Below are 12,693 nucleotides of genomic sequence, written 5' to 3'. Positions count from 1 at the left end.
GAGAATGTGGCGCGCATGGATCGATGGCAGGCAATGAGGGTCTTCGTGAAGGTGGCGGAGGCCGAGAGCTTTGCAGATGCAGGACGGCAACTCCACATGAGCCCGCCGGCAGTCACACGCATCGTGTCCGCCCTGGAAGACGTCATTGGGACACGCCTCCTGACGCGCACGACCCGATCTGTCAAACTGACGGAAGCCGGTGCCCAGTATTTTGCTGACTGCCAAAGGCTTCTCGCCGATCTCTCGGAGGCGGAAGCCATCGCTGCCGGCGCCTACGGCAAACCGACAGGCACCCTCACCGTCACGACCTCGGCCATGTTCGGGACAATGTTCGTCCTGCCGCTGATGACCGAATATCTCGATCTCTACCCCGATGTCATCGGTCGCGGCCTGTTCGTCGACCGGGTTGTCAGCATGGTGGATGAGGGCATCGATGTGGCCATCCGAATCGGCCATCTGCCGGACTCGGGCCTCACCGCAACACGTGTCGGCCAGGTGAGACGTGTCATCTGCGGGTCGCCCATCTATTTTGAAAAGCACGGCGTCCCGATGAGCCCAAGCGATCTGTCGCGCCATCGCATCATCGCATCGACCAGTGCATGGACATCGCTCGAATGGCGTTTCGGCGTGCAGAAGAAGTCGACCGTGCGGGTCAATCCGCGCCTCTTCTGCAGCACCAATGAAGCTGCCATCTCGGCGGCGGCCTCCGGCTGGGGCCTGACGCGCGTCCTGTCCTATCAGATCGCACCGCAGCTCGAGTCAGGTGAACTGCGCACGATCCTGTCCGATTACGAGGAGGAAGCCCTGCCGATCCACGTCGTTCATCCGGAAGGCCGGCATGCTTCGGCAAAAGTACGGAGCTTCATCGATTTTGCGGTGGGAAAACTGAGGTCCAACAGGCACTTCAATTAGCAAAGGCCCGCGCATTCATCCCTGAATGCGCGGGCTCTCGTATAAGCGATTTTTACTTTGCGACCTTGCGGTCGAGGAAGTCGTGAATAAGCGGAGCCATTTCATCCAGCTTGTCTTCGAGGGCAAAATGGCCGGTGTCGAGGAGATGCATTTCGGCGTCCGGAAGATCACGCAGGTAAGGATGTGCACCGTCTTCGGGGAAGATCTTGTCGTTCTTGCCCCAGACGATCAGCGTCGGCGGCTTGCGTTCGCGGAAGAAGGCTTGAAACTGCGGATAGAGCGGGACATTCGTGCCGTAATCGTGGAAGAGATCGAGCTGGATATCCTTGTTGCCGGGACGGTCGAGCAGGGCCTGATCGTGAACCCAGTTGTCGGGGCTGATGCGGGTGAGGTCCTTGACGCCGTCCGTGTACTGGAACTTGGTGGTCTCGAGGACCACAAGGTTGGACAGGGCCTCGCGCTTTTCCTTGGAGTCATCGGCCCAGTAAGCCTTGATCGGATCCCAGAACTCTCGCAGGCCTTCTTCATAGGCGTTGCCGTTCTGGACGATCAGCCCGGTCACCCGTTCCGGATGCTTGAGAGCCAGACGGTAGCCGACCGGTGCGCCATAATCCATGACATACATGGCATATTTCTCGGCGCCGAGTTCGTTCATGAGCGTATCGACCATGTCTGCGTAATGGGCGAAAGTGTAAGCGAACTTGGTGTGATCGGGTGCATCACTCTGACCGAAGCCCGGATAGTCAGGCGCGATGACGTGATAGCGATCCGCGAGCAGCGGAATGAGATTGCGGAACATGTGCGAGGATGTCGGGAAGCCGTGCAGAAGCAGGACGACCGGACCATCAGACGGACCGGCTTCACGATAGAACATGTTGACGCCATCGATCTTGGCCGAACGATAGTGCACGGTCACCGGCGCCTGCTCGGTGATCGCAGCCTGCTTGGCAGGAGCGGCGACGGCTTGGGAAAGGGGAGCAAAGCTGACGGTTGCCAGCATCAGGGAAAGGATCAGTCTGTTCATCTCAGTTCTCCGTTTTGACAAATTCGCCAACAGCCCTTGCTGGCCTGGGACCAACAATAGCCATTCACCGGAATCCGTTAATCTGCAGAATGCGGAAGGTATTATTCCACTTGTGGGAATAATTGCAGCCTGGCAGGAATTGCACCGCAACTGTTGATGATGTCAGAACGCTCTGCGCATATGCAGACCGGCTAACTGTTTCTTCACGCGGGGCGGATAGTGCAAGCTGATGATGATCTGTTCTGAGGGCATGATGACCTTGGCTGACACGGAAGCAATGTTGCAAATGGCGCAGCTGATGGACGTTGCGGGCGTCATGGTTGCGGTCTACGACCAGGACGACCGGCTGCGTTTTGCCAATCGCGCGTTTCGCGATGCCTGGGTTGTCACAGAAGAGGAACAGCCCCTCTGGGCCGAGCTGATGCGGCGCAACTTTCACGCCCGCCGCGGAACGATCATTGCCGCGACCGACTTTGAGAGCTGGCTGTTGTCAACGCTTGCCCGCCGAGGAAAAAGCGGGTTTCGCGCTTTTGAGACCGACCTTCATGATGGCCGTTGGTTATGGATGACCGAAACCATGCAGGCCAATGGCTGGATGCTGTGTATTGCGAGCGACGTGACATCGATCCGCTCCGATCAGAGGACGCTGCGGCAAGATCGCGACAGCGCAATCAAGGCCGCCCAGACCGACGAGCTCACAGGCATCCCGAGCAGACGTTTCGTGATGTCAAAGCTCGAGGAACTGGTGCGCAATTATGGGCACCAGCCCGAGAAGGTCGGTTGCCTCGCAGTTCTCGACATCGACAATTTCAAATATATCAATGACCGCTTCGGCCATACTGCGGGCGATGCCGTTCTCAAGGATTTCGCCGCTACTCTGCAGAGCATGGTGCGCAAGACCGATATTCTCGGCCGCGTGGGCGGCGAGGAATTTGTTCTGGTTCTTCCGAACACGGCTCCCGAGGAAGCGGCAGAAATCGTCAATCGCATGCTGGTTGCCGTCAGACAGTCCCGTCCGCTGGCCGACCAACTCAGCTTCCGCTACAGTTTTTCCGCAGGCATTGCCTGTGTCATGAGCGGAGACTATGCCAATGATATCTATCGCAGGGCCGACCTGGCGCTCTATGCGGCCAAGATGAGGGGTCGCGACCAGATCAGCATCGATCCCCACGCGCACCCGCTTGGGCGACAGAAATCATAGACAAGCCTGCCAGTCGGGCCATAAGCCAGGGAATTCCAATGGTCGAAAAGATTGCGCCCACCTCGCCCACCGCACCCTCCTCGGCCACACACGTAAACCACAGCACCTCCATCGGCTCCGAACCCGACAATGCCTGGGTCGCCGAGCGACAGGCAAAGATCACCGCCGGCAGTGGAAAAAAAGACGAGCATCATTCCGCTGACAGCGACGAAGACCGTATCGATGCGGATGATGATCCGGCAGCGGGCCGGCATCTGGACCATCATTCCACCCACCCCCATGTCGAGGCCCCTGATCCGGACGAAGAACGTCTTTCCGGTGAGAGCGAGCGCATCGGCAGCGGCAACCTGGATGAAGATGTCCCGTTCGGCGACCACGTCGGCTATCTGTAAGTGATTGCGTTCGCACACTAACAAGGCCGCAGCGCCAGGCTTCGACCAAAAGCCGGCTCATCATCGGCCATCGTACGTCGATCTTCTGCAACTTCGCTCAAGATCAAAGCAATTGCGCAAACCTTTTCCCACTTGACAAGTCTGTTGAGAAAAGCTTTTCTCATCGCAAGCTCGATGGGAGGGGTTGCTGGAGACAACAGGAGAAAAAAGAGGCCGGATTACCATTCATGACGTCGCGGCGGCAGCTGGAATCAGCATCTCGACGGCATCGAAGGCACTCAACGATACAGGCCGGATGGGACTGGAAACGCGCGAGCGGGTCAAGCGCATAGCGGCAGAGATCGGATACAGACCGAACGCTTTGGCGAGAGGGCTGCTCAGCAAGCGCAGCTTCACGATCGGGCTTCTTACCAACGATACCTATGGTCGCTTTACCCTGCCGGTCATGGCCGGCATATCGGATGCTCTCGTTGATCACGGCGTTTCGGTTTTCCTGTGCGCGATCGAGGAGGATCCGGCACTTGGTCAGATTCATGTGGAGGCGATGCTCGACAAACAGGTCGACGGCATTATCGCCACCGGAAAGCGTCTGGACAGACGGCTGCCGATCGACCTGTCGAATTTGAACGTGCCCGTCGTCTACGCCTTCACGGAGGGAGCGCCGGGAACCGTGACGTTCAGTTCTGATGATGCGCAGGGCGCGCGGCTTGCCATCGAATGGCTGGCAAAGCTCGGGCGCAAGCGGATCGTGCATGTCACCGGACCTGAGAATTTCTTTTCGGTGCGTGAGCGTGCCGATGCCTATCGTAAGGTTGCGGGAGAGGAGCGGCCGGTTCTGTTTGGAGCATGGTCGGAAAGCTGGGGCCACGAAGCCGTCGCAAGATTGTGGAGCGGCAGCGGCGAAAAGCCCGACGGCATCTTCTGCGGCAACGACCAGATTGCGCGCGGCGTCATCGATGCGCTGCGCGAGCGCGGCATCCGGGTGCCGCAGGATGTTTCGGTCGTCGGCTTCGACAACTGGGAGATTGTCGCCGGCCAGACGCGCCCGCCGCTGACGACGGTCGATATGGAATTGAAGGAACTGGGGCGGCAGGCCGGATTGACGGTTCTGGCGCTTGCGGAGGGACGTCCGGTGGAGCCTGGCATCAGGAAACTGCCGTGCCGTCTCGTCGTGCGGCAGTCATGCGGGGGAGACACCCTCGGAATATAGCAACGGCGCGAAGGAGACGCGCCTTATTGGGAGGAGAGCCATGATGAAGCGTCTATTGGTGGCAACCAGCCTTGCCACACTCTGCCTGGTTTCGACAGCTTCTGCTGCCGAAAAGATCGAAATGTGGGTCCGCACCGGTATCGGCGATGCCTTCAACAAGGTCGTCGAGTCCTATAATGCGAGCCATGAAAACAAGGTCGTCACCACCGAAGTGCCCTTCGGCGAACTGGTGCAGAAATATGCAACGGCAATCGCCGGCGGCCAGGCGCCCGATGCCCTGTCGATGGACCTGATCTACACACCGGCCTTTGCCGCGGCAGGTCAGCTCGAAGACCTGACGGACTGGGCCAAGAGCCTGCCCTATTTCAATTCGCTGTCGCCGTCGCATGTCAAGCTCGGCACCTATCAGGACAAGATCTACGGCCTGCCGCTTTCAGTCGAAACCTCTGTCTTCGCCTGGAACAAGGACCTCTACAAGAAGGCCGGTCTTGACCCCGAAAAGGCGCCCGCGACCTGGGAGGAAATCGAGGCGAACGCTGAAAAGATCCGCAAGCTCGGCGACGATACCTATGGCTTCTACTTCTCGGGCGGTGGCTGTGGCGGCTGCATGATCTTCACCTTCACGCCACTCGTCTGGGGTGCCGGCGCCGATATCCTTTCGGAGGATAGCAAGACCGCGACGCTCGATACTCCACAGATGCGCAAGGCGGTCGGCTTCTATCGCGATATGGTGAAAAAGGATCTCGTTCCGGCAAGTGCAGCAAGCGACAATGGTACGAGCTTCCTGAGCTTTACCAACGGCAAGATCGGCCAACAGAGCCTCGGCGCCTTTGCCATCGGTACGCTGGTCACCAAGTATCCGGATATCAACTTCGGCGTGACATTGATCCCCAGCGTCGACGGCAAGACTTCGTCCTTTGCCGGCGGCGACAATTTCGTCATCACCAAAGGCACGAAGAAGATCGATGCGGTCAAGGAATTCCTCGAATACATCTATTCGATGGACGGCCAGAAAGTCCTGGCGAAATACGGCAGCCTGCCGACACGCGGCGATATTGCCGACCAGGTGCTTGCCGGGCTCGACCCCCGCATGCAGGTGGGCCTGAAGGCAATCGCTGTGGCCAAGACACCCTACACGCTGCAGTTCAATGATCTGATCAACAGCGCCAACGGACCTTGGGCGACCTTCACCAACGCAGCAATCTTCGGTGACGACGTCGATGGCGCATTCTCGAACGCCCAGTCCGAGATGCAGTCCATCATCGACAGCGGCCAATAACTCTCCCGGCCGTGGCCGGGGGACGGTGGCAGTTCCCCGGCCGATTCAAAGCTAGAAGACCTTATAAAATGCGGAGGTTTCGATGACCGGTTCCGGTCCTCAGCGCACGCGCGCTGTCCGAAAACGGCGAAGGTCGCAATGGCGCGGCTTTCTCTACATTGCGCCCGCCATGGCGCTCGTCATCGTCTTCTTCGTCATGCCCGTGCTGTTCACCGGCTGGATGAGCCTGCACAACTGGCCGCTGATGGGCGCCTCGCGCTGGATTGGTTTTGCCAACTATACCCGCATGTGGAACGACAGCCGCTTTATGGCGGCTCTGAATTTCACCGCCTACTACACCGTCATCGTGACCATCGCGATCTTTGCGATCGCCTTCCCGCTGGCAATATTCGTCGAAAAGGAACGCCGCTTCGTCAGCACCTACCGGACGATCATCTTCCTGCCCGTCGTGGTGGGACTGGCGACGGCATCGCTTCTGTGGGTCTGGCTTGCCAATGTCGATAGCGGCTTCTTCGGCCCCGCCCTTCGCGCGCTCGGCCTCGTGGAGCGAAGCCCCAATATCATGGCGAGCTTCGATACCGCCTTCGCAACCATCATCGTCATGGTCGTCTGGAAGATCGCGGGCTTTACCATGATCATCCTGTTGACCGGACTTCAGGCCATTCCGTCAGAATTGACCGAGGCCGCCCGCATCGATGGCGCCGGCCGCTGGCAGCGCTTCCGGCATCTGACTCTGCCGCTGATGCGCAAAACGATTGCGCTAGCGCTGATCGTCTCGGTCACCGGGTCAATCCTTGCCTTCGACCAGTTCTACATCATGACCTCCGGTGGACCGCAGAACAAGATGATCTCGGTCGTCTACTACATCTTCAACCAGTCCTTCGTATCCTTCAATCTGGGCTACGGGTCCGCCCTGTCGATCGCTCTTCTGGCGATCCTGGTTGCGATATCCATCGTCCAGCTCTGGCTGCTGCGCGTCGGGGAGGAACGCTGATGATCTCCTCACGGGAACGCCGCGCCCGCAAGCGCTTTAGGTCGCAATCGGCCTATCATGTCGCCGGGATCGCCATTTCGGTCTTCTTCCTGGCGCCCTTCATCATCACGCTCTTTGCCTCCTTCCGGCACGGTACGGAGTCGAGCCTGCCGCCGCTGCCGCTATGGCCGACGACAGGTGTCAGCTTCGATGCCTATGCACTGCTCGATACGTTCGGCGCCGGCATCTGGCGGCACATGATCAACTCGCTCTTGGTTTCGCTGGCAACGGTACTGCTGACGGTCGCCGTCAGCCTGCTCGCTGGCTATGGCTTCTCTCGCTACCGCTTCCCACTGAAAAATGCCCTCTTCGTGCTGATCATCGCAACGCTGATGATCCCGTTCCAGTCGATCCTGACGCCGCTCTTCATCATCCTGGCAAAGCTCGGCCTCAACAATTCGCTGCTGGGGCTGACCCTCGTCTATGTCACGCTGCAACTTCCCTTCTCCGTCTTCATGATGCGCAACGCCTTCGACGCGGTGCCGAAGGAGATCGAGGAAGCCGCCCGCATCGACGGTGCCCGGGACCTGCGACTGCTGATCCGTGTTCTCTTGCCGCTGGTCCTGCCGGGCATTGCGACAGTCGCGATCTTTGCCTTCCTCAATGCCTGGAACGAGTTCCTCGCCGCCCTCGTGCTGCTCTCCAGCAACGAGAAATACACGCTTCCCGTCCTGATGACGGCGGTGCGCGCCGGACGCCTCGGCGCCATCAACTGGGGCGCGGTCCAGGCCGGCGTCGTCGTCATGACGATCCCCTGCCTGATCGTCTTCCTGCTCCTGCAACGCTACTACATGCGCGGGCTGATGGCCGGCGCGGTGAAATGATGACCTTTCAACAAAAATGGATGAAGCCATGAACCAGCTGAAAAGAGATCGCCAGTTCCGTCCCCTGCCCGTGCCAAGTGTCGAATTGCAGGGGCTGTTTGGCGATCGCCAGGACGCGATCTGCGATTCCACCGCCGAAACGCTGCTCGACCGCTGTGTCGAGGCCGGCATGCTGCAGGCAATCGACGTGACGCAGCCGAGCCCTGGCGTCGTCATTCCGATCGGTCCCTGGGGCGGCACGACACAGATGTTCTGGGACAGCGACCTCGGCAAGTCGATCGAGACCGTTGCCTATTCACTCTACCGTCGGCCCAATCCGCAACTCGAGGCCCGCGTCGACCAGATTATCGACATGTATGAGAAACTCCAGGACAAGGACGGCTATCTGAACGCCTGGTTCCAACGCGTACAGCCCGGCCGGCGCTGGACGAACCTGCGCGATCATCACGAGCTCTATTGCGCCGGACACCTGATCGAAGGCGCCGTCGCCTATTACCAGGCGACCGGCAAGAAGAAGCTGCTCGACATTATGAGCCGTTATGCCGATTACCTGATCACGGTCTTCGGCCACGGCCCCGGCCAGTTCCCCGGCTATTGCGGACACGAAGAGGTAGAACTTGCGCTGGTCAAGCTGGCGCGTGTCACCGGCGAGAAGAAATATCTCGACCTCTCGAAGTTCTTCATCGACGAGCGCGGCACCGAACCGCATTTCTTCACCGACGAGGCTGCCCGCGACGGTCGCAGTGCTGCCGATTTCCACCAGAAGACCTATGAATATGGCCAGGCGCATCTGCCGGTGCGCGAACAGAAGAAGGTCGTCGGCCATGCGGTGCGCGCCATGTATCTCTATGCCGGCATGGCCGATATCGCGACCGAATACAACGATGATCCGCTGACATCAGCACTCGAGACTCTCTGGGACGACCTGACGACCAAGCAGATGTATGTCACCGGCGGTATCGGCCCGGCCGCCTCCAACGAAGGCTTTACCGACTATTACGACCTGCCGAACGAAAGCGCCTATGCCGAGACCTGCGCCTCCGTCGGCCTGGTCTTCTGGGCGAACCGCATGCTCGGCCGCGGTCCAAATCGTCGTTACGCCGATATCATGGAGCAGGCGCTCTACAACGGTGCCATGGCCGGTCTGTCGCTCGACGGCACGCGCTTCTTCTACGAGAACCCGCTGGAAAGTGCCGGCAAGCATCACCGCTGGATCTGGCACCATTGCCCTTGCTGCCCGCCGAACATTGCCCGCCTGCTCGCCTCCGTCGGCTCCTATATGTATGCGATCGCCGAAGACGAGATTGCCGTCCATCTCTACGGGGAAAGCAAGGCGCGTTTCGATCTTGCCGGCGCCAAGGTCGAGCTTTCCCAGCAGACCCGCTATCCCTGGGATGGCGCGATCCATTTCGATGTGGCGCTCGACCATCCCGCCCGTTTCGCGCTGTCGCTACGCATACCGGAATGGGCCGAAGGTGCGGCGCTCTCCGTCAACGGCGAAAAGCTCGATCTGCAATCCGTCGTCATCGATGGTTATGCGCGTATCGAGCGCGATTGGAAGAGCGGCGACAAGGTGGATCTCTCGATCCCGCTGACCACCCGTAAGCTCTTTGCCAACCCGCTGGTCCGCCAGGATGCCGGCCGCACGGCGCTGATGCGCGGTCCGCTCGTCTATTGCGTCGAGGAGACCGACAATGGCGAGGGGCTGAATGGCATTACCCTTTCCGCCGATGTCTCGCAGGCGAAGACATCAGAAATTGCAGGCCTTCGCGGGGCAGTCGCTCTCGACCTTCCTATCAGCCGCGACGCGGCCGATTGGGGCGCCGCGCTCTACCGTACGTCTCCGCCTGCCGCAAAACAGGCGAGCGCGCGTTTCGTGCCCTATCCTTTCTGGGACAATCGCGAACCGGGCGAGATGCTCGTCTGGGTCAGAGCCGGCGAGGCGCGCGGTGAATAAAATGGCGGATACGGGCGTCGTGCTGACCGAAATTCGCAAGAGTTTCGGCAATCTGGAAGTCATCCACGGCATCGACCTGACCATATCGGAGGGGTCGTTCGTCGTCTTCGTCGGTCCCTCCGGATGCGGAAAATCGACGCTGCTGCGCATGATCGCCGGGCTGGAGGATGTCACCGACGGCGAGATCGAGATCAAGGGACGTAACGTCACCGATCTGGACCCCTCTGATCGCGGCATCGCCATGGTCTTTCAGTCTTATGCGCTCTATCCGCATATGAGTGTGCGCGACAATCTCGCCTTCGGCCTGAAAATGGCGCGGACGCAGGCCTCGGAAATCGAGGCCCGCGTCAAGGCGGCCTCGGCGATCCTGAAGATCGACCATCTGCTTGACCGCCGACCGGGCCAGCTATCCGGTGGACAGCGGCAGCGCGTGGCGATCGGCCGTGCGATCGTCCGAAAGCCGGAGGTCTTTCTTTTCGATGAGCCGCTGTCGAACCTCGATGCAGAATTGCGGGTCTCCATGCGCATCGAGATCGCCAGGCTCCACCGTGAGCTCGGCAATACGATGATCTACGTCACGCACGACCAGACCGAGGCAATGACGCTTGCCGACAAGATTGTCGTGCTGCGTGACGGGCATATCGAACAGGCGGGAACACCGCGCGAGATCTACGAAAGACCCAATAATGTCTTTGTTGCCGGCTTCATCGGTTCGCCGCGCATGAATCTGCTGGAGGCAAGCTGGGCAGGTGACGGCAGCATTCTGGTGGCCGGCAACCGCATTCGTTCGCCGATCGGCGGCGCGGGCCTGACGGCAGGGCAGAAGATCACGCTCGGCGCACGGCCGGAACATCTGAGCATTGCCGAACCGCGGGATGGGGTCCTGGCGGCAAGGGTTGATTTCGACGAATATCTCGGCGGGACTCAATTCCTCTATTGCCAGCTTGGCGACAGTCAGCCTCTGACTGTCGAATATAGAGGATCTGGCGACATCGCGACCGGCAGTCAGCTCGCTTTCGTCTGTGATCCTGCCCACCTGCATATCTTCAGCGCCGATGGCACGCGGCTCGACAAATAAATGCCGGCAGAGCTAGGCTGCATTTCCTGTTCGTTCGAGCCGACGCCCTAAACTTGAGGCACCGTCCGATCGGGATAAAGTCTTTCGCTGGAGGGCAGCTCTCGCCTGTCGCGTTGCATTGATCGTTTTCCTGGATTTCGAGGCTTCGTCCCTCAGCAAGAAAAGCGTTCCTATCGAGGTTGCCTGGGTGTTCGAGGACGGACGCTCGCACTCGACCTTGATCCGGCCTGCCCCCGACTGGGACGATTGGGCTGCGGATGCGGAAGCAATCCACGGGATTCCGCAAGCGCTGCTCGCGTCGCAGGGCGTGCCGGTGGAACAGGTCGCCGGCGAAATGATCGAGGTTTTGACCGGCCATGATCTCTATGCGAGCGCGCCGTCATGGGATGGAAAATGGCTCAGCGTTCTCCTGCGCGCCGCAGGCTTTCCGCGCCATGCTCTCAGGCTCGGCAAGTCACGTGATGCCTTTATGGCCACGGCGCGCGAATTGACAGGAGCGACTGTCACCGAGACAGAGCTGTCGAAGCTCATTGACGGTATCGTCGAGGAAAGCAAGGCGGCAATCCCGGCGCATCGCGCATTGGCAGACGCCACGCTTGAGCTTACCCGATGGAAGCTTGTCCGCGAGGCCGCCCAAAAGCGGATGGCGACAGGCAGGTAGACGTCAGCGCTTGTGAAAGCTTTCGGTGACCCAGCGTGCAAAATCCGCGGCCGGAGGTGGAAGGCGGTCGAAGCTGCGGGTCACCAGCCAATAGGCGCCGTTCGGCACAGCGAGATCGAAAAGCTGTCGTAAACGGCCACCCCGGATTTCCTCCTCTGCAAAGGCTTCATCAAGGAGCGCAACGCCCTGGCCGCGCAGCGCCGCCTGCAACACGAGGCCGTCATCGGCATAGACCGGCCCCCTCGCCGTCTCGGGCATGGCAAGGCCAGCCGCCCGAAACCACCGGCTCCAGGCGTCGCGGGTTTCCTCATGCAAAAGCCCATACGCAAAGATGTCATGCGGAGAGGAGATCGGCGTGCCACGCTCCAGAAGATCGGATGCGATCACCGGCACCATGCGGACATCGATCAGGTGCCGGCTTTCCGTTCGTGGCCATGCAGTGACGGTGGCGCTGTGCCTGATCGCGATCTGCGCCTGCCCGGTACGAAATTCGATCGTCCTCGGATCGGCATCGAGCAAGATCTCGACGTCAGGGTGACGTTTGCGGAATTCCGGCAGTCGTGGCACCAGCCAGCAAGCGGCAAAGGAAGGCTCGACGCTGACTTTCAGATCCGCAGACATTGAAGCTCCGCGGATATCCTCCAGGCACTCATCGATCCGGTCAAAGGATGGAGTGAGCATGGCAAGCAGTTTCCGTCCGCTTCCCGTCAGCAGAACACTGCGATGACGCCGCTCGAAAAGCGGCTCACCCAACAGTTGCTCCAACTCGCGGATCTGCCGGCTGACGGCCGCCTGCGAGATGAACAGTTCCTCCGCCGCAAGCGTGAAGCTTTCGAGCCGGCCGGCAACCTCGAAGCTGCGCAATGCCGTCAGGGGAAGCCTGCCGCGTTTCATCCCATAACCTCAAGTTATCCGAAACCGACGATAAGCTCGTTTGAACACTGGGCGCAAGAGGAGGAGAACACTGGCGAAAGGAGAAACGCCATGTGGAAGCAAATCATTGCCGTAGTGATGGATGCGCTTCGTCTCGTCACCTACACATCTGATGGCAGCAACAACCGACGCCGTCGGAATACCTGAACGCTCACGCAGTTTATCGGGATTTTCGCGCATTCATAATCC

General features: G+C 59.9%; 12 protein-coding genes. 10 read left to right on the top strand and 2 right to left on the bottom strand.

Annotation, left to right across the window (positions count from 1 at the left end; genetic code table 11):
* Positions 1-15: 15 nt before the first annotated feature.
* Positions 16-912, top strand: coding sequence for a LysR family transcriptional regulator (locus LVY75_02045; protein XAZ20768.1), 897 nt, complete (start codon positions 16-18; stop codon positions 910-912).
* 52 nt (positions 913-964) lie between these two features.
* Here LVY75_02045 and LVY75_02040 read toward each other — a convergent pair whose 3' ends face one another.
* Positions 965-1,936 (bottom strand): alpha/beta hydrolase, encoded by a 972-nt coding sequence (locus tag LVY75_02040; protein XAZ20767.1) that lies wholly within the window; start codon positions 1,934-1,936, stop codon positions 965-967.
* 286 nt (positions 1,937-2,222) lie between these two features.
* Between LVY75_02040 and LVY75_02035 the strand changes: the two genes are divergently transcribed.
* The 9 genes from LVY75_02035 (at position 2,223) to LVY75_01995 (ending at position 11,571) form a co-directional block, all read left to right on the top strand.
* On the top strand, positions 2,223-3,137 hold the full coding sequence (locus tag LVY75_02035) for a diguanylate cyclase (GenBank protein XAZ21293.1): 915 nt from the start codon (positions 2,223-2,225) through the stop codon (positions 3,135-3,137).
* Between the two features lie 38 nt (positions 3,138-3,175).
* Positions 3,176-3,529 (top strand): hypothetical protein, encoded by a 354-nt coding sequence (locus LVY75_02030; protein ID XAZ20766.1) that lies wholly within the window; start codon positions 3,176-3,178, stop codon positions 3,527-3,529.
* A 184-nt stretch (positions 3,530-3,713) separates the two neighbouring features.
* On the top strand, positions 3,714-4,739 hold the full coding sequence (locus LVY75_02025) for a LacI family transcriptional regulator (protein XAZ20765.1): 1,026 nt from the start codon (positions 3,714-3,716) through the stop codon (positions 4,737-4,739).
* Positions 4,740-4,779: 40 nt separating this feature from the next.
* Positions 4,780-6,018, top strand: coding sequence for a sugar ABC transporter substrate-binding protein (locus LVY75_02020; GenBank protein XAZ20764.1), 1,239 nt, complete (start codon positions 4,780-4,782; stop codon positions 6,016-6,018).
* Between the two features lie 82 nt (positions 6,019-6,100).
* Complete coding sequence (locus LVY75_02015; protein XAZ20763.1) at positions 6,101-7,012, top strand: sugar ABC transporter permease; 912 nt, start codon at positions 6,101-6,103, stop codon at positions 7,010-7,012.
* Positions 7,012-7,875 (top strand): carbohydrate ABC transporter permease, encoded by an 864-nt coding sequence (locus tag LVY75_02010; protein XAZ20762.1) that lies wholly within the window; start codon positions 7,012-7,014, stop codon positions 7,873-7,875. The genes LVY75_02015 and LVY75_02010 overlap by 1 nt, the downstream gene beginning before the upstream one ends.
* A gap of 28 nt (positions 7,876-7,903) precedes the next feature.
* Positions 7,904-9,832, top strand: coding sequence for a glycoside hydrolase family 127 protein (locus LVY75_02005; protein XAZ20761.1), 1,929 nt, complete (start codon positions 7,904-7,906; stop codon positions 9,830-9,832).
* A 1-nt stretch (position 9,833) separates the two neighbouring features.
* Positions 9,834-10,910: a sn-glycerol-3-phosphate ABC transporter ATP-binding protein UgpC gene (gene ugpC / locus LVY75_02000; GenBank protein ID XAZ20760.1), complete on the top strand. Its 1,077-nt coding sequence runs from the start codon at positions 9,834-9,836 to the stop codon at positions 10,908-10,910.
* Positions 10,911-11,028: 118 nt separating this feature from the next.
* Positions 11,029-11,571 carry a transcriptional regulator gene (locus LVY75_01995; protein XAZ20759.1) on the top strand — a complete coding sequence of 181 codons (543 nt, stop codon included), beginning with the start codon at positions 11,029-11,031 and terminating at the stop codon, positions 11,569-11,571.
* Positions 11,572-11,574: 3 nt separating this feature from the next.
* On the opposite strand, the gene LVY75_01990 is transcribed toward LVY75_01995, so the two are convergent.
* Positions 11,575-12,465 (bottom strand): LysR substrate-binding domain-containing protein, encoded by an 891-nt coding sequence (locus LVY75_01990; GenBank protein ID XAZ20758.1) that lies wholly within the window; start codon positions 12,463-12,465, stop codon positions 11,575-11,577.
* Between the last annotated feature and the right edge of the window lie 228 nt (positions 12,466-12,693).

This window comes from Sinorhizobium sp. B11 (assembly GCA_039725955.1).
Taxonomy (GTDB): Bacteria; Pseudomonadota; Alphaproteobacteria; order Rhizobiales; family Rhizobiaceae; genus Rhizobium.
This window is presented reverse-complemented; position numbering and strand designations above follow the sequence as displayed.

What these genes read in the sequence shown, in the direction of transcription:
- LVY75_02045 (XAZ20768.1), top strand. Translation starts at nt 16, where the DNA reads ATGGATCGATGGCAGGCAATGAGGGTCTTCGTGAAGGTGGCGGAGGCC.
- LVY75_02015 (XAZ20763.1), top strand. Translation starts at nt 6,101, where the DNA reads ATGACCGGTTCCGGTCCTCAGCGCACGCGCGCTGTCCGAAAACGGCGA.
- LVY75_02035 (XAZ21293.1), top strand. Translation starts at nt 2,223, where the DNA reads ATGGCGCAGCTGATGGACGTTGCGGGCGTCATGGTTGCGGTCTACGAC.
- LVY75_01990 (XAZ20758.1), bottom strand. Translation starts at nt 12,465, where the DNA reads ATGAAACGCGGCAGGCTTCCCCTGACGGCATTGCGCAGCTTCGAGGTT.
- LVY75_02030 (XAZ20766.1), top strand. Translation starts at nt 3,176, where the DNA reads ATGGTCGAAAAGATTGCGCCCACCTCGCCCACCGCACCCTCCTCGGCC.
- ugpC (XAZ20760.1), top strand. Translation starts at nt 9,834, where the DNA reads ATGGCGGATACGGGCGTCGTGCTGACCGAAATTCGCAAGAGTTTCGGC.
- LVY75_02010 (XAZ20762.1), top strand. Translation starts at nt 7,012, where the DNA reads ATGATCTCCTCACGGGAACGCCGCGCCCGCAAGCGCTTTAGGTCGCAA.
- LVY75_02020 (XAZ20764.1), top strand. Translation starts at nt 4,780, where the DNA reads ATGATGAAGCGTCTATTGGTGGCAACCAGCCTTGCCACACTCTGCCTG.
- LVY75_02040 (XAZ20767.1), bottom strand. Translation starts at nt 1,936, where the DNA reads ATGAACAGACTGATCCTTTCCCTGATGCTGGCAACCGTCAGCTTTGCT.
- LVY75_02005 (XAZ20761.1), top strand. Translation starts at nt 7,904, where the DNA reads ATGAACCAGCTGAAAAGAGATCGCCAGTTCCGTCCCCTGCCCGTGCCA.